Here is a 23697-nt window from a genome sequence, read left to right on the forward strand (position 1 = left end):
GCGCCGTCAGCCCAGCGGTTCCCGCCGTGCCAGCCATTCGGCGGGAGCGGCGTCGATCCCCGTGGCCGCGCCGACGACTCCCCCGGTGATGGCGCAGGTCGTGTCCACGTCCCCGAAGCCCTCCGCCGTCGCCCAGAGGGCCCCCTCCAGGTCGTCCTGGTGCCGGGCAGCGGTCCACAGGGCGAACGGCACCGTGTCGTCCGCCCTGATGCGGCTCCCGTTGCCCAGCAGGTCGGCTGCCTTCCACGGCTCCGTGGCGAAGGGCACCTCCAGGGCACGGAGTACGCCCTCCCGCACCGGCCCCTCGGGGGTGCGCGCGGCGACCGCCTCCAGGGCGAGCTCGCCGCGCGCCGAGAGCGCCGCGGCGACGGCGACCGCCACCGCGCCGGCGACGCCCTGCGGATGGGCGTGGGTGACGACCGCCGAGAGCACGGCCTGTTCGGCGACCTGGCCGAGGTCCGCGTGGAAGCGGGCCCCGAGCGGCGCGACCCGCATCGCCGCCCCGTTGCCGAGGCTGCCGCCCTCGAAGAGTCCGGGCGCCAGGGTGCGCCAGTCACCCGGAGCGGTCAGGAGCTGCGGGAGGAGCATGTGCATCCCGTGCCCGTACCCACGGGCCTGGTCCGCGTCGAAGGCCAGGGCGTAGTACAGGGCCAGCCGGTCCTGTTCCACCTGTCCGTACTCGTCCAGGAGCCGCTGGAGGGCCAGGGCCAACGCGGTGTCGTCGGTCCAGTGCCAGACCGGCTCGTGCGGGGTCCTGCGCGCCCTGACCTCGGCGTACGCCTGCCGGGGCGGCCGGAAGAGGGGGAACCACCGCTCCCCGAAGGCGTCGCCGAGCGCCAGGGCTTCGAGGCTGCGCCGCGCGGCGGCCGTGTCCCCTTGTACGGAGGTCGAGTTCATGGTTCCCATCCTCCCCCCGGGGCCATGCGGCGTACATCGGTTTCGGTCCTGGCTCAGTCGCCCGCGCGGCCCTCCGCTATCGCCTCCGCGACCTCCTCGACCCGCGCCTGTTCCTCGGCGGCGAAGCGGTCCCGGTCCAACTGCTCGGCGATCTCCTCGTCCTGGGCCATCAGCAGGTCCAGGTTCGAGTCGCCCATCTCGAACACGCCCATGTCGACGTAGGCCTTCTGGAGCCGTTCGCCCCAGAGGCCGATGTCCTTGACGCAGGGGACTATGCGGCTGAACAGCAGTTTGCGGAAGAGCTGGAGGTACTCCGAGTGCTCGGAGAGCTCCTTGGCCTCCTGTTTGCCGATGCCGAAGTTCTCCAGCACCTCCACGCCGCTCAGACGGTCGCGCATCAGGTAGCAGCCCTCGATGACGAACTCCTCGCGCTCCCGGCGTTCGGCGTCGCTCAGCTGCTTGTAGTAGTCGCGCAGCGCCATCCGTCCGAAGGCCACGTGCCGCGCCTCGTCCTGCATGACGTAGGCGAGGATCTGCTTGGGCAGCGGCTTGGTCGTGGTGTCGCGGATCATGCCGAACGCGGCGAGTGCCAGCCCTTCGATGAGGACCTGCATGCCGAGGTAGGGCATGTCCCAGCGGGAGTCGCGCAGGGTGTCGCCGAGCAGCCCCTGGAGGTTGTCGTTGATCGGGTAGAGCATCCCGACCTTCTCGTGCAGGAAGCGGGCGTAGATCTCCGCGTGCCGCGCCTCGTCCATCGTCTGGGTCGCGGAGTAGAACTTCGCGTCCAGGTCGGGGACGGACTCCACGATCCGGGCGGCGCAGACCATGGCGCCCTGCTCACCGTGCAGGAACTGGCTGAACTGCCAGGAGGTGTAGTGCTTGCGCAGTTCGCCGCGGTCCCGCTCGGTCATCTTGGCCCAGTGCGGGGTGCCGTGGAGCGTGAGGGCCTCGTCCGGGGTGCCCAGGGGGTCGGCGGGGTCGACCTCCAGGCTCCAGTCGATGCGCTTGTTGCCGTCCCACTGCTTGTCCTTGCCCTTCTGGTAGAGGGCGAGGAGACGCTCGCGGCCGTCGTCGTAGTCCCAGCTGAACCGGGCCGCCCCCGTGGCGGGTACCTGCCACGTCGGGTCCGGTGGCGCGGTGGTGTAGAGGTCGTGTGTCGACACGGGCAGCTCCTTCGCCTGGCGAGGATCGTGCATTCCGTGGTGCTGACGTCAGTTGGCAGGTTCACACGTTGGTAGACGCGCGGTCAACAAGTCGCGCACAGGGGATTGACTGCCTTGCTGACAGGCAGTCTCATAATCCATGACCGGAAACCTGACCGCCGGTAACCCCTGTGCGAGGTGCCTTCAGCCATGACGACCGTGACCGACGAGGACATCCGGGCGCTGCGCGATGCGCTCGGCCCGCTCAAGGACCGCGAGCAGGTCGCGGCCCGCCTGCTCGAGGCCTCGGCCAAGCACTCCTTCGATCCGGACACCGAGCTGGACTGGGACTCGGGCGCCGAGGACGGCAAGTGGTTCTGGCCGCCCGAGCTGGTCTCGCTCTACGACACCCCGCTGTGGCGGAAGATGTCCGAGGAGCAGCGGATGGACCTGGCGCGCCACGAAGCGGCGTCGCTGGCCTCGCTCGGCATCTGGTTCGAGATCATCCTGATGCAACTGCTCGTCCGGCACATCTACGACAAGTCCGTGACCAGCAAGCACGTCCGCTACGCCCTCACCGAGATAGCCGACGAGTGCCGGCACTCCATGATGTTCGCCCGCATGATCGAGTGGGGCGGGGCACCCGCCTACCCGGTCCCCCGGCGCTACCACAACCTGGCGCGGGTGCTGAAGACCATCTCCACCACACCCGGATCGTTCGCCGCGACCCTGCTCGGCGAGGAGATCCTGGACTGGATGCAGCGGCTCACCTTTCCCGACGAGCGCGTCCAGTCGCTCGTGCGCGGCGTGACCCGCATCCATGTCGTCGAGGAGGCCCGGCACGTGCGCTACGCCCGCGAGGAGCTGCGCCGCCAGATGGTGACCGCGCCCCCGTGGGAGCGCCGGCTGACCCGGCTCAACTGCGGTGAGGCGGCACGTGTCTTCTCCGTCTGCTTCGTCAACCCGCAGGTCTACGAGAACGTCGGCCTGGACCGCCACGAGGCCGTCGCCCAGGTGAGGGCCAGCGGTCACCGGGCGGAGGTCATGCAGACGGGAGCCAAGCGCCTCACCGACTTCTTCGACGACATCGGTGTGCTCAACGGGGTGGGCCGCAGGCTGTGGAAGAGTTCGGGCCTGCTGGCCTGAGGCCGCTCCCCCTTCCCGGGGGACCGCTTAGGCTTCGGAGTATGACCTCCGCACCCGCAGCACCGCCGGCCCGCGCGTACCGACGCCTGGGTGTCGAGGAACGCCGCGCCCAGCTGCTGGGCGCGGCCCTCACCCTCTTCGCCCACCGGGCGCCGGACGACGTGTCGATCGACGAGGTGGCTGCCGCCGCCGGGGTCTCCCGTCCGCTGGTCTACCGCTACTTCCCGGGCGGCAGGCAGCAGTTGTACGAGGCGGCCCTCGGTTCCGCCGCCGAGCAGCTGACGCTCTGCTTCTCGGAGCCCGCCGTCGGCCCGCCCACCGAACGGGTCAGCCGGGTCCTGGACCGCTACCTCGGGTTCGTCGACGAGCACGACGCGGGCTTCAGCGCGTTGCTGCGCGGCGGCAGCGTGGCCGAGACCTCGCGCACGTCGACGATCGTGGACGGTGTCCGCCGGTCGGCGGCGGAGCAGATCCTGCTCCACCTGGGCCGGGGCGGCGGGCCTGGCCAGGAACCCGCCGGGCCTCGCCTGCGGATGATGGTTCGCACCTGGATAGCCGCGGTGGAGGCGGCGTCCCTGATCTGGCTGGACGAGGACAAGCAGCCGCCGGCCGCCGATCTGCGGGGCTGGCTGGTCGATCACCTGATGGCCCTGCTCGCGGTCACCGCGGCCTCGGACGAGGAGACGGAAGCCGTGGTGGCGGAACTGCTGGCCCAGGAGACCGCCGACGGCCCCGCCGGCCGGCTCGCGGCGCTGATCGTCCCCGTGGCGGGGCACGCGGCGCACCTGCTGCCGCCTGAGTGACACTGGCCCGGTGAAAAGCGAGAACACGCCCTTCCGCGGCGGCCCCCTGGACGGCCGGGTGCTGCCGATCCTGCTCGGTCCGACCGGTCATCCGCCCAAGTGGTACGAGGTCCCGGTGCCGGACGCCGACGGAGGCCCCGCCACCGTCCACGCCTACCGGCGTGCTCCCGCCGGCTATTCGAAGCGGCTGGGGCTGCAGCGCGGCTGGGTCTACGAGTACGCCCCCGGGGGACGGGAGCGCTTCACCCCCAAGTGGCCCTGGAAGAAGCCCCGCAGCGGGTCCTGAGCCCCATCCGCACCCGCGCCCGTAGGATCGGCGGTCCGGTGCCGTGGGCACGGTCACGAGGGGGGTGCGCCATGGAGGCGCTGCGTCAGGACGATCCACGCCGCTTCGGCCCGTACACCGCACTGGCGCGCTTGCGCGGGAGCGCGGGCGCCGTGCACTTCATCGCCCGGGGTGCGGGCCCTGACGACCTCGCCGTGGTGACGGCCGCCCGGCCCGCCCTCGCCTCCGTGCCCGCCTTCCGGCGGCGCTTCCGGTCCGAGGCGCTCACCGCCGGACGCCTGGCCGGCGGCTGGGTGCTGCCGCCGGTGGTCTCCCCCGAGGACGACGGTCCGTGGACGGCCACGGCGTACGTGCCCGCGGTGACGCTCTCCGAAGCGATCGCTCTCGCGGGTCCGCTGCCCGAGCGTGCGGTGCGGGTGCTGGGTGCGGGTCTGGCCGAGACGCTCTCCCGGGTGCACGTGTCCGGGGCCGTGCTCCAGGGGCTGGCTCCGGGGACGGTACTGCTGGCGGAGGACGGCCCACGGCTGACGGCCTTCGGGCCCCTGGGTGCCGCGGCCCACGCCGAGGCCCGCAAGGGCGGACAGTTGTCCGTGCGGCTGGGCTATCTCACCCCGGAACAGGTCGGGGGCGAGGAAGCGGGACCGGCGTCGGACCTGTTCGTCCTCGGTCTGCTGCTGGCCTACGCGGCGACGGGAACGACCCCGCTCGCCGACGGGCCCGCGGAGGAGGCGGCCGAGCGGATCGCCCACGGCTCCGCCGAACTCGGCGCCGTACCGGCCGAGTTGCGTGCACTGATCGCGAGCTGCCTGGCGAAGGACCCGGCCGGCCGGCCCACGGCGGAGTCCGTCGCCGCACAACTCGCTCCGCAGGGCGCGGCGGGCCTCGCCCAGGACGGCTGGCTGCCCGCGCCGCTGACGGCCGCCGTGGCGGACCAGGCCGCGCGGGCGCGTGCCCTGGAGCCACCTGCCGAACCGGTGGTGGACGAGGCGCCGGTGCGTCCTGTGGAGGACAGAGTGCCCCCGGGCTCGGTGTCCACGGACGCGGTGCCCCCGGAGCCCACGGACTCAATGCCATCGGAGCCTGCGGACTCGGTGCCACCGGACGTGGCGCCCCCGGACGGTGGCGTTCCCGGCGAGGGCGGCCCTCCCGGCGGTGCGGAAGCCGGCGGGGACATCGGCGAGGACAGCCGGACCACGCGATTCCTGGGTGCGCGCGCCCCTCGGTCCGACCTAGCGACGGCCCAGCTCGCCCTCCCCAGGGAGGTGACGGGTGCCGCACCCCCGCACCTCCCCGCGGCAGTCCCACCACCCGCACCAGTACAGCCGTACGCCTACCCGGCCTCCGCCCCCGCGCCGGGCGCACCCGCGCCCCTCCCTCCGGCCCTGCCGGCCGCCGCGCCGCCCGTGCCGGAGCCGCGCACGGGGCCGGTCACCGGCCGGCGGGCGCTGCTGACCACCGCCGCCGCCGGTGCGGCCGGGCTCGTCCTGGGCGCCACCGCCGTGGCCGTCCTCGGTTCGGACGAGTCCGCCTCCGCCACCACGGACGAGAAGCCGGCCGCCGAGCCCCGGCCCACCCTTCCGGGGCGGGCGCCCGAGCCCCGGTGGATGTACGCCAGGCCGGCGACGGCACCGGCCCCGCTCACGGCGGGCGTCTGGCAGGACAGGCTGCTGGTGCTCACGGACACGGCCGGGGCGACCGCCGTCGACCTCCGGACCGGCCGGAAGGCCTGGGAGCGCGCCGAGGCCGCCGGGGCCCGGAGCGTGCTGACGGCCGGGGACGGCCTCTGCTTCCTGGCGGCCCCGGCCGAATTCCTCTGGCTGTCGCCGAAGGACGGGCGGATCGAGCACCGGGTGCGCTTCGTGGACCAGTTCGACGGCGTACCGGACATGAAGGTGGCTCCGGTCACCGGCCAGTCGGGGCCCGTGCTCTGGTTCACCGGTTCCCACACCGTCACCGTGAAGGCGCCGAAGCCGAAGAAGGGCAGGAAGCGCGGCAAGGACACCCAGGCCGTCAAGGCCTACTTCTTCGCCTACGACGTCGTCCGGCGCGAGGAGGTCTGGCGCGTCGCCGTCCCCGCGGGCCGGGCACCCGGAACCCCGGCCTACCGGCTGATCGCCGTCAGGGACGCCGATCTCGTCGTGCGTCAGGACGCGGGCACGCTCACCCCGGCCGACGTCGAGGCGGGCAAGGGCAAGGCGGTCTTCCGCTGCTTCGACCGCACCACGGGGAAGCAGCTGTGGAACCGGCAGTTCGGCACGGTCGCGCCCGGCGGCGCGGCGGCAGGTGACCAGGAGGGGCGGCTCTTCGGCGCGGTGGGCGACGATCTGGGGGCCTTCGAGACAGGGAGCGGAAAGCCGGTCTGGACGCTGAACGGAACCGCTTCCTCCGTCTTCGGCACGCCCGTCGCCGCCGGGGCGCTGCTCCACACGACGAACCGCAACCAGGAGGTCGGGGCGGTCGAGCGGGCCACCGGAAAGGTGGTCTGGCGACGGTCCACCGAGGTTCCGATCGGCGGCGGATCCCCCGCGCTCACGCTGAGCGGCAGCGGCAGGACACTGCTCGCCGCGGACACCTCGCAGGTGACCGCGTTCGCCGCGGCGGACGGGCGCCGGCTGTGGAAGTTCCAGGACATCGGCGCCCCGGGCCCGGACGGGGCCACGGTCAGCGCCCCCTACCGGGTGCTGGCCGCCGGGAAGACCTCCGTCGTCGTCCAGCGTGAACGGGCATTTTACGCGTTCCCCGTCGAATGACCGCCCCGGCGTCCGCCGTTCGGGGCACGCCCCGGAGCGGCACACCGGACGGTCCTTGCATCACCCGGGCCCGAGTGACCGGATGGACGAAATCCGAGCACTTGTGGGGTAGTCCGATTAATCGGCATCACCCCTGACACCGGAGGTGATCTCGTGTCGGGCAGAGTCGCACGCTCCCTCTGCACGGCGGTACTGGCCGCGGCCGTCGCCGCCTCCCCCGCGGTCGCCGAACCGTCCGGACCGGAACCGGCACCCGCACCCGCGGCCGGCCCCGCTCCGCAGAGCGTGGCGGGACTGCTGAAGCAGCTGCAGACGCTCTACCGGAAGGCCGAGGAGGCGGGCGAGCTCCACAACGGCACCGAGGAGGAACTGAAGAAGCGGGCGGCCGAGGCAGGAAAGCTGCGCGGCGAGCTGGCCGAGGCACGGGCAGCCCTGGACTCCGGCCGCCGGGACGCCGGACGGCTGGCACGTGACCAGTACCAGGGGCGCACCGACTTCTCCATGTACCTGCGGCTGCTCCTGGCCGACGACCCGGCCCGGGCCCTGGAACAGAGCCATGTCATCGAACGCGCCCAGGCCGGCCGGTCCGCCGTGGTCGAGCGGCTGACGGGGGCGGAGAGGCACGCCGAGGTGCTGGCCGCCAAGTCCCGGGCGGCGCAGGACCGGCAGCGGGAGCTCACCGCACAGCGGAAGGAGCAGCACGACACCGTGCGGTCCCGGCTGAAGGCCATCGAGGCGATGCTGGCCTCCCTGTCCACCGGGCAGCTCGAAGCGCTGTCGGCGCTGGAGGAGAAGAACATCGGCGAGGCGCAGGACGCCCTCACCGCCTCGGGGGCGCTCAGCTCGGTCCGCACGCCGTCCGGGGAAGGCGGGAAGGCCGTCCGCTACGCCGTCGAGCAGATCGGCAAGCCCTACGTGTGGGGTGCGGAGGGGCCGGAGACGTACGACTGCTCCGGACTCACGTCACAGGCCTGGTCGGCCGCGGGCCGGGACATCCCGCGCACCTCGCAGGAGCAGTGGCGCCGGCTGCCGAAGGTGCCGTTGGGCTCGCTGCGCCCCGGCGACCTGGTGGTCTACTTCCCGAAGGCCACCCACGTCGCGCTGTACATCGGCGACGGCCTGGTGATCCAGGCGCCCAGGCCCGGAACCACGGTGAAGGTCTCGCCGCTGGCCTCGAACCCGCTGCTGGGGGCCGTACGCCCCGACCCGGACAGCGAGCCTCTGAGCGCGTACACCCTGCCGGAACTGCCCGAGGACGCCACCTCGGGGCCGGACACCGGATACGACGCCCCGCACGCGTGAAAGCCGGGCCGCCCGTCCGTCGCGTCGTGCGTGACGGATGGTGGCGGCCCGGCTTCCTCGCCGGCTGTCAGCCCTGGGCGCCGGTGAGCGAGGCCAGGTAGGCGTTCGTCCTCTCCGGCTCGAAGAAGAAGTTGTCGAAGTCCGCCGGGTCGTTGAACCCGTTGGCGAACCGGTCGGCGGCCGGCTGGAGCTGGCCGGACGCGCCGATCAGGTTCAGGACGTGCTCCGGCGGCGGGCCGAGCATCGCGTTCGTCCACTTCACGACGTGCTGGGTCTTCTCCCAGTGCCGCTCGAACGTCGCCTCCATCCACTCCTCGTCGAACGGGCGGTCGCCGTGTTCGAGGATCGAGTGCAGGTAGGAGTGCGCACACTTGGACGCGGTGTTGGAGCCCTGCCCGGTGATCGGGTCGTTGGCCACGACCACGTCGCCGACACCGAGGACCAGTCCGCCGCCGGGCAGCCGGCCGACGGGCTTGCGCACGGTCGGGGCGTAACGGCCCGCCAGCGTGGCGTTGGCGTCGGTCAGCTCGACCTTGGTGGCGCGCGCGTACTCCCACGGGGTGAACTTCTCCATGAGTTCCAGCGTCTTGGCCAGGTGCTCCGAGGGGTCCTTGACGCCCTGGAAGGCGTCGAGGGGGCCGCCGGGGACGCCCTCCCAGAACAGGATGTCGGCGCGGCCCGACGTCGTCAGGGTCGGCATGACGAAGAGCTCGCCGACGCCCGGGACCAGGTTGCAGCGCACCGCGTCGAACTCCGGGTGCTCCGGGCGCGGGCCCAGACCGTGGACGTAGGCGACGGCGAGAGCGCGCTGCGGGGTGTCGAACGGCGAACGGGAGGCGTCCCGGCCGAACATGGAGACGAGCTCGCCCTTGCCGGCCGAGACCATCACCAGGTCGTACGTGCGGGAGAAGTAGTCCAGGTCGGAGACCGCCGCGCCGTGGATGACGAGCTGACCGCCGCGCTGGGCGAAGGTCTCCATCCAGCCGGCCATCTTCACGCGCTGGTCGACGGACTGGGCGTAACCGTCCAGCTTGCCCACCCAGTCGATGACACGCGAGGAGTCCGGGCCCGCGACGGAGACGCCGACACCCTCGGTCCGCGGGGCCTGGGACTCCCAGAAGTTGAGCTGGAGGTCACGCTCGTGCTGGAGAGCCGTGTGGAACATGCACTGCGTCGACATGACCCGGCCGGTCCGGATCTCGTCCGCGGTGCGGTTGGACATCAGGGTGACTTCGTACCCGTTGGACTGCAGCCCGAGGGCCAGCTGGAGACCGGACTGGCCGGCTCCGACTATGAGTATCTTCCGCATCGCGGTTCTCCGTTACGTGTTCTGGAAGTGCGTCTGTCGTTACTCGGGAGAGACGGCGAGTGCGTGGCCCACCAGGGCGAGCAACGACTCGACGACGGTGATCCTCTTACGCGCATCCATGATCACAACAGGTACGTGCGGAGATACGGACAGGGCGTCCCTGACGTCGTCCTCGTCGAAACCGGGCGTTCCCTCGAAGTGGTTGACGGCGACGATGTAGGGCAGGCCGCAGCTCTCGAAGTAGTCGAGCGCGGCGAAGCAGTCGGCGAGGCGCCGTGTGTCGGCCAGGACGACCGCGCCGATCGCACCGCGCACCAGGTCGTCCCACATGAACCAGAAGCGCTGCTGCCCGGGCGTCCCGAACACGTAGAGGACGAGGTCGTCGTCCAGCGTGAGACGGCCGAAGTCCATCGCGACGGTCGTGGTGACCTTGTCGGGTGTGGCCGTGAGATCGTCGATCTCCTCGCTGGCCTGCGTCATCATCGCTTCGGTCTGCAACGGGTCTATCTCGGAGACCGAGCTGACGAAAGTCGTCTTGCCCACGCCGAACCCGCCCGCCACCACGATCTTGGTGGCGATCGGCGCGCGCGTGTGGTCGAGCTGCCAGGCCTGCACCGACTCGTCGGGCTTGTCCTGCGGACCCCGCTGACGCGGAGTGAAGAGCGGCGCCTCAGAGACGGCGGAGTCCATTGAGCACCCTTTCGAGCAGCGCGCGGTCGGGCTGGCCGGTGCCGTGACCGGTTCCGTAGACGCGGATCTTTCCCTGGTCGGCCAAGTCGCTGAGCAGTACCCGGACGACTCCGAGCGGCATCTTCAACAGGGCGGAGATCTCCGCGACCGTACGCATACGGCGGCAGAGTTCGACGATGGCGTGGAGCTCCGGCATGACACGCGAGGCGAGATTGCCGTTGGTGAGCTCGCGGCGCTCCTCGGGTGCGTCCAGCGCGGCCACGAAGGTCTCGACGAGCAGGACGTGGCCGAAGCGGGTGCGGCCGCCGGTCAGGGAGTACGGGCGGACCCGCGCGGCCTTGCGGTCGGCGCCCCTGACGGGGAGTTTTCGTACGGGTTCAGCAGCTGACGTCACTGGGTGCTCTCCATCGATTTGCGCAGCTCACTGCGGAGTTCGGGGGTGAGTACGTGTCCGGCACGACCGACGAAGAGCGCCATGTGGTACGCGATGACGCTCATGTCGCAGTCGGGGGTGGCGTGCACACCGAGCAGCGAACCGTCGCTGATCGACATGACGAAGACACTGCCCTCGTCCATCGCGACCATGGTCTGCTTGACGCCACCGCCGTCCATCAGCTTGGCGGCGCCGATGGTGAGGGACCCGATACCGGAGACGATGGTGGCCAGGTCGGCGCTGGAGCCCCTGGGCCCCGTCTGCCGTCCTTCCGCCTTCGCGGTCGCGAGACCGGGATCCGAGGAGAGGAGCATGAGCCCGTCGGACGAGACGACGGTGACCGAGTGGACCCCGGGCACCTCCTCCACCAGATTGCTCAGCAACCAGTGAAGGTTCCGGGCCTCGGTGCTCAGCCCGAACGCGCTGGGCGCAGTCAACTGCGTGCCTCCTCGACTGTGTCCCCCGTCTCATCGATGCGACCGTCGGTACGGTCGTGGTCGGTCTGTGGGCCGCTCTCGGCGATCTCCGTCTCGACATCGCGCCGGCCGTCCTTCGCGCCCTGGTGGAAGCCGCCGAGCCGACGGCGCAGGGCGTCCTTGTCCAGGCTGCCCTTGCGCTCGGTGGGCGCGGCGGCAGGCGGCGCGGTGATGTTGGGGGTGCGCTTGGGCAGTCCCTTGTCGGTGAGGCGCTCGGGCACGGGTGCCGGGTCGGGCACCTCCTCGCCGAGGCCGGTCAGCGGCTGCCGGGGGCCCGGAAGGGCGTCCGCGGCCGGTGCGGGTGCGGGTACCGGTGCCTGTGCGGGGTCCGTCGTGGGGCTGGTGTCGGCGGAACGCTCGTGCCGGTCGGGGCCGATGGCGTACGGGCTCGGTGCGTCCGGCTGCACGGGCAACCGGACCTGCATCGTGGTCTCGGCCTCGGACTCCTCGCGGATCGCGGGCTCACCGGCCGGGCCGGTCTCCGGCGCGGTGGGTGCGGGGTGTTCCGGCGTCGCGGATCGCGGTCCCACGGGCTCGGGCGCGGGTGCTGCCGGTTCCGGTGCCTCGGGCTGCGCGGGCGCGGGCTGGGGGCCCGCCTGCCGCAGGGTGCGTTCGGCCGCCTCGATCAGCGGGTCCTCGCCGGGAAGGGCCGAACGCGACGGCAGCGCGTTGGAGTTCGCCTCGGCGACGGAACCCGGGAGATTCAGCGTGGGCGCGTCCCCGGGCAGCGCCACGGGCGGCGGGGAGGCGGCGGGCGGCGCCTTGGGCAGGAGCGCCTGCGGAAGGACGACGACCGCGGTCACCCCGCTCCCCTTCTGCTCGCGCAGCTGCACCTGCACGCCGTGGCGGGCCGCCAGCAGCGAGGTCACCTGGAGACCCAGTCCCGCGCCGTCCGCGGCCTGTTCGCCGGCCTCGAAGGATGTGGGGTCGGCCAGCCTGGCATTGAGTTCGCCCATCCGGACCGCCGACATGCCGATGCCCTCGTCCTGCACGGAGAGCATCACCTCCCCGGTCTCCAGCAGCCAGCCGGAGAGCTCGACATGGGAGTCGGGCGGGGAGAAGGAGGTCGCGTTCTCCAGGAGTTCGGCGACCAGGTGGCTCACGTCGTCGGCGGCGAAGCCCGCGATCTGGGCGTGCGGCGGCAGGGACTGGATGGTGACCCGCTCGTACCGCTCGATCTCGCTGACCGCGGCGCGCAGTACGTCGACGAGGGGGATCGGGCCGACGTGCCCCTGGTTGTGGTCGGTCCCCGCGAGGACCAGCATGTTCTCGCTGTGGCGCCGCATGACGGTGGCCATGTGGTCCAGCTTGAAGAGGGTCGCGAGGCGCTCGGGGTCCTGCTCGCGCTCCTCCATGCCCTCGATGACACCGAGCTGGCGTTCGACGAGGCCGAGGGCGCGCAGGGACAGGTTCACGAAGGTGTGGTGCACCGTGTTCCGGAGCCGCTCGAGCTGCCCGGTGAGTTCCGTCACCCGGGCCTGGAGTTCGGCCCGCTGGAGCGTGAGGGCCTCATGTCCGGCGGCCAGTTCACCGTGCTCGCTCTGCATGCCCTCGAGCCGGCCGGTGACGTCGTGCTGCAGTCCGTGCAGCTTGCCGTGGAGGGCGTTGATGGACCGTACGACCTGGGCGAACTCGTCGTTGCGCCCGGTGTAGCGGACCGGCTCGGCGGTCTCGGGCTCGGCGGCGATGCGGCCGGCCCCGATGCGCAGGACCGCGAGGGGCTGGGTGAGGGTGCGGGCGACCGCGGTGGAGACGCCGACGGCGACCAGCAGGCAGCCGCCTAGCAGGGCGAGGCGGAGCTCCAGCGCGGTGACGTCGTCGTCGCGCAGTGCTTCGAGCCGCTTGACCTGCGCGGTGCCCAGCGCGGACTCGACCCCGCGCATGCGGTCGAGGCGGGCGGACAGCGCCGCCTCGACCTTCTCGGGGTCGGCCTCCCGGTCGGTGTCGGACAGTTCGGGGCGGTCGGTGAGCCGGGTGAGATACTTCTCCGCTCCGGCGACCTCGGGGCCGGTGACCGTGGAGGCGAGGCTGTCCCGTGCGGAGGAACCGGCGGCCTGGTCGAACTCGGCGAGGGAGGCGAGCTCGCGCACCCGGGCCTGCTGGGCCGCGGCGCTCAGCTCGTCACGGATGCGGTCGTCGTCGCTGTCGCCCGTGTCCTGGCCCTGGACGGGCAGACCGGTGAACGGGTCGATCTGCTGCTGCGGCTCCGTGCCGGGCACGGCGAGCGCGGCCAGCAACAGACCCCGTGTGGCGGAGGCCTGTTCGACGGCGCTGCCGAGCGCGAGCGGGGCGCGGGTGGCGTCGGCGGCGCGCGGCGGGGTCTTCTCCGCGAGCTCGTCGGCGAGGTCGTGGAGCTTGGCGATGACCTCGGAGTACGCCTGGTAGGCCTCCATCGCGGAGCCCTTGCCGGTGAGGGCGGTCCTGCGGAGGGAGGGGATGGCGGAGAGGTCCCTGCGCAGCGCCGCTGGGGCGGCCTCCAGGATCTCGTCCACCTGCTGGTCGACGCGGGCCGCCGGACTCGTGGTGCTGTCCTTGCCGTCCTCCTCCTCACGGCCGCCCGCGATGTGGGTGGTCACCTCGTCGCGCTCGTCCGCGAGGGAGTGCGCGAGGGTGATCGCCTGCTGGTTCAGCTCGGCGAGCGTCACCAGACGCTGGGACTCGTTGAGGTCCGAGGACGCCGACAGGGCCGCCGGGGCCCCCGCGGCGATGACGGTGATCCCTACGACGGCAACGCCGGCGACGAGCCGGCTGCGTACCCGTACGGTCCGCTTGGAGGCACCCGCTGCCGGAGGCGTCGCCCCGGACTCCTCGCGCGTGCTGTCCTTGCTCCGAGGCCGCTTCTTCTGCACCGGTGCTCGCAATCTTGACTCGTCCGCCCTTGAAGCAGAGGTGACGCACGGTCACGTGAAATGGGCGCCCCGCCCTGATGTGCACCGTACGGCTTCCGACCATTCCAGCGCTTTTGAGAGGGGGCCGTGCATCAACCGCTCCGCCACTCGAACGAGTGAACCCCAATCCGGAGTTGGCGAACAAGTCTCCCCACGGGCGCCGCACGGCATGCACGGACCGCCGGGTGGAAGTTCGGGCCAGGCTTTGGCAGTATGCCCGCCCGCATATGCGCGCAGCATTGGATTCCGCCATCGAGAGCCGCCTGACCTGCTGGTACGGTCCGACCGGGCATCGTGCAGGCACCGTGAAGACATCGTGCAGACTGGCCGGATGCGTATCGAACTCGCCACCGAGCCGGGCAGCTCCGAGCGCCCCAACGAGGACTGGGCGTCGACCGCCGTCCCCGCAGCAGGGAGGGGTGGCGCGCTCGTCCTGCTGGACGGTGTCACGCCACCACAGGGCGACGACGGCTGCGTGCACTCGGTTCCGTGGTTCACCGCAAGGCTCGGCGGGGCACTGGCCGAACTGTCCGCTTCGCGACGGGATCTGACACTGTCCGAGATCCTCTCCGAGTCCGTCCGGCGTACCGCCGACGCCCACCGGCCCCTGTGTGACCTTTCTCACCCGCGCACGCCTCAGGCGACGGTGGTCCTGGCGCGTTGGGACCACGAGCGGGTCGAGCACCTGGTGCTCTCCGATTCCGTCCTGCTCGTCGAGGCGCCCGACGGCACGGTCCGGCCACTGCTCGACGACCGTCTCGACCGGCTGCCCCCGGGCTCGCTCGCCTCGGAGGAGATCGCGGACGCACGGGCGCGGAACAAGGAGGGCGGCTTCTTCACGGCAGCCGCCGACCCCCTGGTGTCGTCACGTGCGGTGACCGGCGAGACCCCGCGGTCGGAGGTCCGGGCCCTCGCGGCGCTGACCGACGGGGCGAGCCGCTGGACGGAGAAGTTCCGGGAGGGCGACTGGACGGCGACCCTGAAGGTGCTGCGCCAGGAGGGGCCGCAGGGGCTGATCGACCGCGTCAGGGACCTGGAGCGGGCCGACACCGACCGCGTGCACCTGCGTCGCGGCAAGCGGCACGACGACGCGACGGCGCTCCTCGTGGAGCTGTGAGCGCCGACGGGGACAGCTCGTCGCGCACGCGTCAGCCCTCCGCGCGCTCGCTGAATCAGTCCTCCGCGCGCTCCTTGAATCAGTCCTCCGCGCGCTCGTTGAAGTGGTGCAGGAGACGGGCCAGTTCCGCGACCTCGGCCCGGTCCCAGCCCGCGAGCTTGCGGGCGTACCGGCCACGACGGGCGTCACGGACACTGCGGAAGCGCGCGAGACCGTCGTCCGTGAGGTGGACGAGCGACGCCCGGCCGTCCGCCGGGTCGGTCTCCCGCGCCACCAGTCCGAGACCCTCCAGGGCCCGCAACTGGCGGCTCATGGTCGCCTTCCCCACGCCGAAGTAGGCGGCGAGATCCGTGGCGCGCTGCCGTCCCGCGGACTCCAGCCGCACGAGGAGCCCGTAGGCCGCGGCTTCCAGGTCCGGGTGGACCTCGCGGGCCATCTCCCCCGAGTTGGCCCGCGCCCGGCGCAGGAAGACCGCCAACTCGCGTTCCAGGGCGAGGAACTCATGGTCCACACCATTTCCGGCCGTCGCGCCGGGTCCACCGCCGCTTCCGCTCCCGTGCACGTCAGCACCCCTCATACGCTTTCCCGCCGATGAAACTTTCTTTCAACTGGGGCCATCGCCGCAGTTGGGCCAGTATTTCGCAGGCGTAGACCTCCGGCAGTGGCCGGACCCCCTTCCGGAGCACGGGTCTACGTGCGTAGCTTCATGAGTGCCATGGGTGGCATGTCCACACCACGGCGCACGTACCGCAGGAGTGTCCCGCACCCGCTCCTGGGCCATGAGCTCCCCCACCGAGCCCTCGGAGGCACGCAATGCCCGTGCACAGATCCGGAACCACAGCCCCCCGCCGCCGACCCCGCCTCTTCGCGGCAGGCACCCTCCTCGCCGCGCTCACCCTTCTGCTCACCCTGCCCGCACCGGCCTCCGCGGCCGACGTCCCCGAACGGGGTACGGCGAGGATGGGCCAGGGGGTCATCGCCCACGACGGCCAGGGCGGCGCGCCGGCCGGCACGAGGGCGGTCCAGACCGAAGGCGTGGACGTCAGCAGCCACCAGGGCGACGTCGCCTGGCCGACTCTCTGGAACAGCGGTGTGAAGTGGGCCTACGTCAAGGCCACCGAGGGGACGTACTACAAGAACACGTACTTCACGCAGCAGTACAACGGTTCCTACAACGCAGGCATGATCCGGGGCACTTACCACTTCGCCACCCCGGACACGACGAGCGGCGCCGCCCAGGCGAACTACTTCGTGGACAACGGCGGCGGCTGGTCCAAGGACGGCCGGACACTGCCCGGCGTGCTGGACATCGAGTGGAATCCGTACGGCGCGCAGTGCTACGGCAAGACCCAGGCCGGGATGGTCGCCTGGATCCGCGACTTCGTGAACACCTACAAGGCGCGCACCGGCCGTGACGCCGTGATCTACACCGCGACCAGCTGGTGGAAGGACTGCACGGGCAACAACGCGGGCTTCGGCGCCACCAACCCGCTCTGGGTGGCGCGGTACAACACCACCGTCGGGGAACTCCCGGCCGGCTGGGGCTACTACACGATCTGGCAGTACACCTCGTCCGGCCCGACCGTCGGCGACCACAACCACTTCAACGGCGCCCTCGACCGCGTGGTGGCGCTCGCGAACGGCTGATCCCCGCACGACGCGACATCGGGCCCCGGTGACCAGCCCCAGGTCACCGGGGTCCGGTGTTGCGTCACACCCCACTATGCACTTCGCGTATACACGCTATGTATAGTCACGCCGTGCCGCACCGCCGGCGTGTGGCCGAGCCAGGGGAAGTGACGTGCTGTGCCTGTTGTGCCCGGAAAGACGACGCCGTTCCGTACAGGGTTGGCCGCCGCTCTGGTGACGGTGCTCACACTGACGCTCGGCGGATGCGCGATGCAGACCACGGCTCCCGGGTCCGCCCGCGCCGACGCCGCCTCCGACGCCAAGGGGTCGTACGGGCAGGCGGACTGCCGGAAGGCCAAGTGCATCGCGCTGACGTTCGACGCGGGTCCGGCGAAGGACACCCCGCGTCTCCTGGACGTGCTCAAGGAGAAGAAGGTGCCCGCCACGTTCTTCCTGCTGGGCAGGGACCACGTGCTGAAGCACCCGGAGACCGTGCGGCGCATCGAGGCCGAGGGCCACGAGGTCGCCAACCACACCTGGTCCCACGAGATCCTGACGGACAAGGAGCCCGAGGAGATACGGGCCGAGCTGGAGAGGACCCAGCTCGCGATCGAGGACATCACCGGGAAGAGGCCCAGGCTGATGCGTCCCCCGCAGGGCCGCACGGACGACACCGTCTCCGAGGTCTGCGAGGAGCTCGGGCTCTCGCAGGTCCTGTGGAGCGCGACCGCCAAGGACTACTCCACGAACGACTCCGCGCTGATCAGGAAGCGGATACTCGACCAGGCCGGCAAGGACGGGATCATCCTGCTGCACGACATCTACGAGGGCACGGTCCCCGCGGTGCCAGGGATCATCGACACGCTGAAGGAACGGGGCTACACCTTCGTGACCGTCCCTCAGCTGATGGCCCCGGCGGAGCCGGAGCCAGGCACGGTGTACCGCCCCTGACCCGGCCCGCACGCGCAACGGCCCGCCCTCCCGGAGGAGGACGGGCCGTCCGTACCCGGCCGTCGGCGTGATGCCACGCCCGTCACAGCATGGCGCCTACGCGGCGGCCGGGAGCCTGTCCTGCGCCCTGGCCGAGGCCGGGGCGAGCGCGATCTCGAGCACCTGGCGGACGTCGGTCACCGGGTGGACGTCCAGGGTGTCGAGGACCTCCGCCGGGACGTCGTCCAGGTCGGCCTCGTTGCGCTGGGGGATCACCACGGTGGTGATGCCCGCGCGGTGGGCGGCCAGCAGCTTCTGCTTCAGACCGCCGATCGGCAGCACCCGTCCGGTCAGCGACACCTCACCGGTCATCGCCACGTCCGTGCGGACCAGCCGCCCGGAGAGCAGCGAGGCCAGCGCGGTCGTCAGGGTGATGCCGGCGCTCGGGCCGTCCTTCGGGACCGCGCCCGCCGGGAAGTGGATGTGCACACCCCGGTCCTTCAGGTCCGCGACCGGAAGCTCCAGCTCCGCCCCGTGCGAGCGCAGGAAGCTCAGGGCGATCTGCGCGGACTCCTTCATGACGTCGCCGAGCTGGCCGGTCAGGGTCAGCCCCGACGCCCCGGTCTCCGGATCTGCGAGCGACGCCTCGACGAACAGCACGTCACCGCCCGCTCCGGTCACAGCCAGCCCGGTGGCCACGCCCGGCACCGCGGTGCGGCGCCCGGCCGGGTCCTGGGCGGACTCGGGAACGTGGTGCGGCCGTCCGATCAGTCCCCGCAGATCCTGCGCGGACACGGTGAACGGGAGCTCCCGCTCGCCCAGTTCGTGCTGGGCCGCGACCTTTCGCAGCAGCCGGGCGACGGACCGCTCCAGGTTCCGCACCCCGGCCTCCCGGGTGTACTCGCCCGCCAGCTTGCGCAGTGCGGACTCGTCGAGACCGACCTCGTCCTTCTCCAGACCGGCACGCTCCAGCTGGCGCGGGAGCAGGTGGTCACGCGCGATGACGACCTTCTCGTCCTCGGTGTAGCCGTCCAGCGTGACCAGCTCCATGCGGTCGAGCAGGGCTTCCGGAATGGCGTCGAGAACGTTGGCGGTGGCCAGGAACACGACGTCGCTGAGGTCGAGTTCGACCTCCAGGTAGTGGTCGCGGAAGGTGTGGTTCTGCGCCGGGTCGAGCACTTCGAGCAGGGCGGCCGCCGGGTCGCCCCGGAAGTCGGATCCGACCTTGTCGATCTCGTCGAGCAGGACGACCGGGTTCATCGATCCGGCCTCCTTGACGGCCCGGACGATGCGGCCGGGAAGCGCGCCGACGTACGTGCGCCGGTGGCCCCTGATCTCGGCCTCGTCCCGCACCCCGCCGAGCGCGACCCGGACGAACTTGCGTCCCATGGCGTGCGCGACGGACTCGCCGAGGGAGGTCTTGCCCACGCCGGGCGGGCCGACCAGGGCCAGCACGGCACCGCCGCGCCGGCCGCCGACCACACCGAGCCCGCGGTCGGCACGCCGCTTGCGCACCGCGAGGTATTCGGTGATGCGCTCCTTCACGTCGCCCAGGCCCGCGTGCTCGGCGTCGAGGATCTCCCGCGCGCCGCGGATGTCGTAGGCGTCCTCGGTCCGCTCGTTCCAGGGGAGCTCCAGGACCGTGTCCAGCCAGGTCCGGATCCAGGACCCCTCGGGGCTCTGGTCGGAGGCGCGCTCCAGCTTCTCGACCTCCTTGAGGGCGGCCTCGCGGACGTGTCCGGGGAGGTCGGCGGCCTCGACGCGTGCCCGGTAGTCGTCGGACTCGTCGCCGGAACCGGATTCGCCGTTGAGCTCGGAGAGCTCCTTGCGCACGGCGTCGAGCTGTCGCCTCAGCAGGAATTCGCGCTGCTGCTTGTCGACGCCCTCCTGGACGTCCTTGGCGATGGACTCGGCCACGTCCTGCTCGGCGAGGTGCTCGCCGAGCCACTGGATGGCCAGCTTCAGACGGGTGACCGCGTCGGCGGTCTCCAGCAGCTGGACCTTCTGCGCGGTGGTGAGGAAGGGCGAGTACCCGGAGTTGTCGGCGAGGGCGGAGATGTCGTCGATCTGCTGGACCCGGTCCACGACCTGCCAGGCACCGCGCTTCTTCAGCCAGCTGGTCGCGAGGGCCTTGTACTCCTTGGCCAGCTCGGCGGCGGAGCCGGGCAGGGGATCGGGCAACGCCACCTCGATCCGGGTGCCCTCCACCCACAGGGCGTTGCCGGGACCACTGGTCCCCGCACCGATGCGCACCCGGTCACGGGCGCGGATGAGTGCGCCCGGGTCCCCGTCGGACAGCCGGCCGACCTGTTCCACGGTGCCCAGGACACCGGTCCCGGTGTAGTTCCCGTCGATGCGCGGCACGAGCAGAACCTCGGGCTTGCCGCCCCCGGGCCGCGCGACGGCCTGGGCGGCCTCCACGGCGGCGCGTACCTCCGCGTCCGACAGGTCGAGCGGCACCACCATTCCGGGCAGTACGACCTCGTCGTCCAGCGGCAGCACGGGCAGGTCGATCGGCGTGGACGCCCTGGAGGCGTTGGATCCTTCAGTCATGATCTCCCCTTAAGCAGGCAAGTTGAGCTATGTGGACTCAATGCTTGTGAGCCCGTCAATGTTCCCCGACTTGCGTTCGCTCTCAGCGATCAGCACCCCGGCCGACCCCCGGGCCGGGCCCCACCTGCGGAACTCCCCGCAGTGGCGGCCGTCCGCCCACCAGGCTCCGCACCCGCCTCCACAGCAGCACCCCGAGGGCCGCGGCCATTCCCGGACGGTCCGGCCCCCGCCGCGTGGGGGGCACGCGGGCTCCGCCGGAGCCCCCGAGGGGTGGCACCTGGCAAAACCGCTGGCCCGAGAGGCCACGGCAGGGAAACATGGGACCGCCCGAGGGGAGCCCGGGAGCCAACGCCGCCTGCCGGAAACCGGAGACCGTGCCCATGCCGTCCACCACTGACGCCCACCGCCCCGTCGTCCTCGACCGGCGCGAGGGGCCGTTCGGCGAAGTCGTCCTGCGTGAGCGGGGCCGTGACTTCGAGATCATCGCCAACGGCTGCTTCCTGATGGACACCTCCGACGGGCGGTCCGAGAGGCTGCTGATCGACGCGGCGCTCGCGGCCCTGCCCGCCGGCCGGCCGGACCCGTCGGTACTGATCGGCGGGCTCGGCGTCGGGTTCTCGCTGGTCCGGGCCGCCGAGGAACCGCGATGGGGCCGGATCGCGGTCGTCGAGCGCGAGGAGGCCATCGTGGACTGGCACCTCGACGGGCCGCTCGAACAGATCTCCGGTGCGGCGCTCGCCGACCCCCGGACCGAGGTGCTGCGCACGGACCTCGTCGCCCACCTCCACACGACCACGGAGCGTTACGACGCTCTGTGCCTGGACATCGACAACGGCCCCGACTGGACCGTCACGCAGGACAACGGAAGCCTCTACTCGGCGGCCGGTCTGGAAGCCTGCCGGACGCGCCTGACGCCCGGTGGAGTGCTCGCCGTATGGTCCGCGCAGCCGTCCGCCGACTTCGAGTCAGCTTTGCGGAATGCCGGATTCCACGCAGTAACGACCGAAGAAGTAGCCGTTGCCCGAGGTGTGCCGGACGTGGTCCATCTCGCACTCCGGGGAGAGTGAACCCCCCACCCGGTATGCACACCCCGGTCGCCCCATGGACCGGACCCCACAAGACCGCCGATCCGTCTCCTTTCCGTGGGTAACACCTTCACGACGGACAACACCCTGCGTAGCCGGGAGGCCTCCTGTGCCTTTACGCTGCTGACCGTCACAAGGGATCACCGACGACATCCACAAGCGATAACCGTGCCTCCGGAGGAATGGCCTCCGCGAGAACGGGCAGGGGCGGGGCGATGGAACAGACACACACCACCCACAACGGCGTCGCGGCCACCCCGGGAGCTCAGCGCCGGGTGCTGGTGGTAGAGGACGACGCGACGATCGTCGACGCCATCTCCGCCCGGTTGCGGGCCGAGGGCTTCCTGGTGCAGACGGCGCTCGACGGCCCGGCGGCCGTGGACGCCGCAGAGGCATGGCAGCCCGACCTGATGGTGCTCGACATCATGCTTCCCGGCTTCGACGGCCTGGAGGTCTGCCGTCGCGTGCAGGCCCAGCGTCCGGTGCCGGTACTGATGCTCACGGCACGCGACGACGAGACCGACATGCTGGTCGGGCTCGGCGTCGGCGCCGACGACTACATGACCAAGCCGTTCTCCATGCGGGAACTGGCGGCGCGGGTCCACGTCCTGCTGCGCCGGGTCGAGAGGGCCGCACTGGCCGCGGTGACTCCGCGCAGCGGCATCCTGCGCCTCGGCGAGCTGGAGATCGACCACGCGCAGCGCCGTGTCAGGGTGCGCGCCGACGACGTCCACCTCACCCCGACGGAGTTCGACCTGCTGGTCTGCCTGGCCAACACCCCGCGTGCGGTGCTGTCCCGGGAACAGCTGCTGGCCGAGGTCTGGGACTGGGCGGACGCCTCCGGGACCCGCACGGTCGACAGCCACATCAAGGCTCTGCGCCGGAAGATCGGCGCCGAGCGGATCCGTACCGTGCACGGCGTCGGCTACGCCCTGGAGACCCCCGCGCCATGACGCGGCCCGGCTCCGGACTGCGGCCCTTCTCGATCAAGGCCAAGCTGGGCACGCTCGTGGTGGTCTCCGTGTTCATCACGACCGGGCTCCTCATCGTCGCCCTGCGGACCAGGACCGAGTTCCGGTTCATCACGGTCTTCTCGGTGATCGCCACCCTGCTGATCACCCAGTTCGTGGCACACGGGCTGACCGCGCCGCTGGACGAGATGCGTGCCGTCGCGCGGTCGATCTCGCACGGCGACTACACGAGACGGGTGAGCGGCGCCGGGCGACGTGACGAGCTCGGCGACCTGGCGCAGACGATCAACCGGATGACGGACGATCTGGAGGCGGAGGACCGGCACCGCAAGGAGCTGGTGGCCAACGTCTCCCACGAGCTGCGCACACCGATCGCGGCGCTCAGAGCCGTCCTGGAGAACGTGGTGGACGGGGTGTCCGCCGCGGATCCGGAGACGATGCGCACCGCGCTGAAACAGACCGAACGCCTGGGCAGACTGGTGGAGACCCTGCTGGATCTCTCCCGCCTGGACAACGGCGTGCTGGCGATCAAGGCGCGCCGCTTCGAGGTCTGGCCGTACCTGTCGGGTGTGCTGAAGGAGGCGAATCTCGCCGCCTCCCAGCGCCGGCTCTCCTCAGGTTCGGGCAATCACTCGCGCACCGACGTCCATCTGCACCTCGACGTGTCACCGCCCGAGCTGACGGCCTACGCGGACGCGGAACGCCTCCACCAGGTGGTCGCCAATCTGATCGACAACGCCGTGAAACACAGCCCGCCGCACGGCCGGGTCACGGTGCTGGCGCGGCGCGGGGAGTATCCCGAGTCGCTGGAGCTGGAGATCGTCGACGAGGGCCCCGGCATCCCCGAGGCGGAGCGCCACCGGGTCTTCGAGCGCTTCAACCGCGGCCAGGCGCCCTCCCCGCACGGCCCGGGCAGCGACGGCGGCACGGGGCTCGGCCTCGCGATCGCCCGTTGGGCGGTGGATCTGCACGGCGGCCGCATCGGCGTGGCCGAATCGACCCGTGGATGCCGTATCCAGGTCACCCTTCCAGGGGAAGTACGAACCCAGGGTTGACTCTGCGTTCGAAGCGGAGGGACCCGTTTCTGCTTCCCGTCCGGGAAGAGATACGGTCCAGGGGGCCGCAGCACCGGCCCCGCGTACCCGAAGGGCAGTGGAACCCTGCTTGTTTCCCGCCATTTCATGCGCCGAAACCCGGCTTCGGATGTGATGTGCACGACGAAGACCGGCCCGGCCTGCACGTTACGGCTCGGGAGGCGTAGCCTTGATTTCCGCTGTCCATCACCTTGTG

General features: G+C 71.5%; 20 protein-coding genes. 11 read left to right on the top strand and 9 right to left on the bottom strand.

Annotated elements, in window-relative coordinates:
* Nucleotides 1-6: 6 nt before the first annotated feature.
* Both P8A20_RS11575 and P8A20_RS11580 read right to left on the bottom strand, forming a co-directional pair.
* Nucleotides 7-906 (bottom strand): ADP-ribosylglycohydrolase family protein, encoded by a 900-nt coding sequence (locus P8A20_RS11575; protein ID WP_147959495.1) that lies wholly within the window; start codon nt 904-906, stop codon nt 7-9.
* A 44-nt stretch (nt 907-950) separates the two neighbouring features.
* On the bottom strand, nt 951-2060 hold the full coding sequence (locus P8A20_RS11580; RefSeq protein WP_306103459.1) for a ferritin-like domain-containing protein: 1110 nt from the start codon (nt 2058-2060) through the stop codon (nt 951-953).
* Between the two features lie 189 nt (nt 2061-2249).
* Here P8A20_RS11580 and P8A20_RS11585 point away from each other — a divergent pair, with 189 nt between their 5' ends.
* From P8A20_RS11585 to P8A20_RS11605, 5 genes are all read left to right on the top strand, one after another.
* Nucleotides 2250-3185: an AurF N-oxygenase family protein gene (locus tag P8A20_RS11585; RefSeq protein WP_306103460.1), complete on the top strand. Its 936-nt coding sequence runs from the start codon at nt 2250-2252 to the stop codon at nt 3183-3185.
* Nucleotides 3186-3226: 41 nt separating this feature from the next.
* A complete protein-coding gene (locus tag P8A20_RS11590; protein ID WP_147959492.1) occupies nt 3227-3988 on the top strand; it encodes a TetR/AcrR family transcriptional regulator in 762 nt (253 codons plus the stop codon).
* Between the two features lie 10 nt (nt 3989-3998).
* Nucleotides 3999-4274, top strand: coding sequence for a DUF8847 domain-containing protein (locus P8A20_RS11595; protein ID WP_147959491.1), 276 nt, complete (start codon nt 3999-4001; stop codon nt 4272-4274).
* A 71-nt stretch (nt 4275-4345) separates the two neighbouring features.
* Entirely contained in the window at nt 4346-7024 is a 2679-nt protein-coding gene (locus tag P8A20_RS11600) for an outer membrane protein assembly factor BamB family protein (RefSeq protein ID WP_306103461.1), read from the top strand.
* A 153-nt stretch (nt 7025-7177) separates the two neighbouring features.
* Entirely contained in the window at nt 7178-8326 is a 1149-nt protein-coding gene (locus P8A20_RS11605; protein ID WP_147959489.1) for a C40 family peptidase, read from the top strand.
* Nucleotides 8327-8393: 67 nt separating this feature from the next.
* Here the strand turns inward: P8A20_RS11605 and P8A20_RS11610 are convergent, their stop codons facing one another.
* From P8A20_RS11610 to P8A20_RS11630, 5 genes are read right to left on the bottom strand one after another with little or no spacing between them, the layout of a single operon-like run.
* Nucleotides 8394-9635 carry a styrene monooxygenase/indole monooxygenase family protein gene (locus P8A20_RS11610; RefSeq protein ID WP_306103462.1) on the bottom strand — a complete coding sequence of 414 codons (1242 nt, stop codon included), beginning with the start codon at nt 9633-9635 and terminating at the stop codon, nt 8394-8396.
* A 39-nt stretch (nt 9636-9674) separates the two neighbouring features.
* The gene (locus tag P8A20_RS11615; protein ID WP_306103463.1) at nt 9675-10325 is read right to left on the bottom strand and encodes a GTP-binding protein; all 651 of its coding nucleotides are present in this window, start codon (nt 10323-10325) and stop codon (nt 9675-9677) included.
* The gene (locus P8A20_RS11620; protein ID WP_103513691.1) at nt 10306-10719 is read right to left on the bottom strand and encodes a DUF742 domain-containing protein; all 414 of its coding nucleotides are present in this window, start codon (nt 10717-10719) and stop codon (nt 10306-10308) included. The genes P8A20_RS11615 and P8A20_RS11620 overlap by 20 nt, the downstream gene beginning before the upstream one ends.
* Complete coding sequence (locus P8A20_RS11625; RefSeq protein ID WP_147959487.1) at nt 10716-11195, bottom strand: roadblock/LC7 domain-containing protein; 480 nt, start codon at nt 11193-11195, stop codon at nt 10716-10718. Before P8A20_RS11625 ends, P8A20_RS11620 begins: the two co-directional genes overlap by 4 nt.
* Nucleotides 11192-14083, bottom strand: coding sequence for a sensor histidine kinase (locus P8A20_RS11630; RefSeq protein ID WP_306103464.1), 2892 nt, complete (start codon nt 14081-14083; stop codon nt 11192-11194). The genes P8A20_RS11625 and P8A20_RS11630 overlap by 4 nt, the downstream gene beginning before the upstream one ends.
* Nucleotides 14084-14453: 370 nt before the next feature.
* Between P8A20_RS11630 and P8A20_RS11635 the strand changes: the two genes are divergently transcribed.
* Nucleotides 14454-15239: a protein phosphatase 2C domain-containing protein gene (locus P8A20_RS11635; RefSeq protein WP_147959485.1), complete on the top strand. Its 786-nt coding sequence runs from the start codon at nt 14454-14456 to the stop codon at nt 15237-15239.
* Nucleotides 15240-15318: 79 nt separating this feature from the next.
* Here the strand turns inward: P8A20_RS11635 and P8A20_RS11640 are convergent, their stop codons facing one another.
* A complete protein-coding gene (locus P8A20_RS11640; RefSeq protein ID WP_261988650.1) occupies nt 15319-15816 on the bottom strand; it encodes a MarR family winged helix-turn-helix transcriptional regulator in 498 nt (165 codons plus the stop codon).
* 236 nt (nt 15817-16052) lie between these two features.
* Between P8A20_RS11640 and P8A20_RS11645 the strand changes: the two genes are divergently transcribed.
* Together P8A20_RS11645 and P8A20_RS11650 are read left to right on the top strand one after the other, a co-directional pair.
* Nucleotides 16053-16886 (top strand): lysozyme, encoded by an 834-nt coding sequence (locus tag P8A20_RS11645; protein WP_147959484.1) that lies wholly within the window; start codon nt 16053-16055, stop codon nt 16884-16886.
* A gap of 252 nt (nt 16887-17138) precedes the next feature.
* Entirely contained in the window at nt 17139-17819 is a 681-nt protein-coding gene (locus P8A20_RS11650; protein WP_261988723.1) for a polysaccharide deacetylase family protein, read from the top strand.
* A gap of 96 nt (nt 17820-17915) precedes the next feature.
* On the opposite strand, the gene lon is transcribed toward P8A20_RS11650, so the two are convergent.
* Nucleotides 17916-20351 carry an endopeptidase La gene (gene lon / locus P8A20_RS11655; protein ID WP_147959483.1) on the bottom strand — a complete coding sequence of 812 codons (2436 nt, stop codon included), beginning with the start codon at nt 20349-20351 and terminating at the stop codon, nt 17916-17918.
* 380 nt (nt 20352-20731) lie between these two features.
* On the opposite strand from lon, the gene P8A20_RS11660 reads away from it, so the two are divergent.
* From P8A20_RS11660 to P8A20_RS11670, 3 genes are all read left to right on the top strand, one after another.
* Entirely contained in the window at nt 20732-21418 is a 687-nt protein-coding gene (locus P8A20_RS11660) for a spermidine synthase family protein (protein WP_306103465.1), read from the top strand.
* A gap of 233 nt (nt 21419-21651) precedes the next feature.
* Nucleotides 21652-22389, top strand: a complete 738-nt coding sequence (locus P8A20_RS11665; RefSeq protein WP_014154105.1) for a response regulator transcription factor — start codon at nt 21652-21654, stop codon at nt 22387-22389.
* Nucleotides 22386-23462: a HAMP domain-containing sensor histidine kinase gene (locus P8A20_RS11670; protein ID WP_147959481.1), complete on the top strand. Its 1077-nt coding sequence runs from the start codon at nt 22386-22388 to the stop codon at nt 23460-23462. Before P8A20_RS11665 ends, P8A20_RS11670 begins: the two co-directional genes overlap by 4 nt.
* Nucleotides 23463-23697 lie beyond the last annotated feature (235 nt).

The organism is Streptomyces sp. Alt3 (assembly GCF_030719215.1).
Taxonomy (GTDB): domain Bacteria; phylum Actinomycetota; class Actinomycetes; order Streptomycetales; family Streptomycetaceae; genus Streptomyces; species Streptomyces glycanivorans.

What these genes read in the sequence shown, in the direction of transcription:
- P8A20_RS11575 (WP_147959495.1), bottom strand. Translation starts at nt 906, where the DNA reads ATGGGAACCATGAACTCGACCTCCGTACAAGGGGACACGGCCGCCGCG.
- P8A20_RS11585 (WP_306103460.1), top strand. Translation starts at nt 2,250, where the DNA reads ATGACGACCGTGACCGACGAGGACATCCGGGCGCTGCGCGATGCGCTC.
- P8A20_RS11590 (WP_147959492.1), top strand. Translation starts at nt 3,227, where the DNA reads ATGACCTCCGCACCCGCAGCACCGCCGGCCCGCGCGTACCGACGCCTG.
- P8A20_RS11600 (WP_306103461.1), top strand. Translation starts at nt 4,346, where the DNA reads ATGGAGGCGCTGCGTCAGGACGATCCACGCCGCTTCGGCCCGTACACC.
- P8A20_RS11610 (WP_306103462.1), bottom strand. Translation starts at nt 9,635, where the DNA reads ATGCGGAAGATACTCATAGTCGGAGCCGGCCAGTCCGGTCTCCAGCTG.
- P8A20_RS11615 (WP_306103463.1), bottom strand. Translation starts at nt 10,325, where the DNA reads ATGGACTCCGCCGTCTCTGAGGCGCCGCTCTTCACTCCGCGTCAGCGG.
- P8A20_RS11635 (WP_147959485.1), top strand. Translation starts at nt 14,454, where the DNA reads ATGCGTATCGAACTCGCCACCGAGCCGGGCAGCTCCGAGCGCCCCAAC.
- P8A20_RS11640 (WP_261988650.1), bottom strand. Translation starts at nt 15,816, where the DNA reads ATGAGGGGTGCTGACGTGCACGGGAGCGGAAGCGGCGGTGGACCCGGC.
- P8A20_RS11645 (WP_147959484.1), top strand. Translation starts at nt 16,053, where the DNA reads ATGCCCGTGCACAGATCCGGAACCACAGCCCCCCGCCGCCGACCCCGC.
- P8A20_RS11650 (WP_261988723.1), top strand. Translation starts at nt 17,139, where the DNA reads ATGCAGACCACGGCTCCCGGGTCCGCCCGCGCCGACGCCGCCTCCGAC.
- lon (WP_147959483.1), bottom strand. Translation starts at nt 20,351, where the DNA reads ATGACTGAAGGATCCAACGCCTCCAGGGCGTCCACGCCGATCGACCTG.
- P8A20_RS11660 (WP_306103465.1), top strand. Translation starts at nt 20,732, where the DNA reads ATGCCGTCCACCACTGACGCCCACCGCCCCGTCGTCCTCGACCGGCGC.
- P8A20_RS11665 (WP_014154105.1), top strand. Translation starts at nt 21,652, where the DNA reads ATGGAACAGACACACACCACCCACAACGGCGTCGCGGCCACCCCGGGA.
- P8A20_RS11670 (WP_147959481.1), top strand. Translation starts at nt 22,386, where the DNA reads ATGACGCGGCCCGGCTCCGGACTGCGGCCCTTCTCGATCAAGGCCAAG.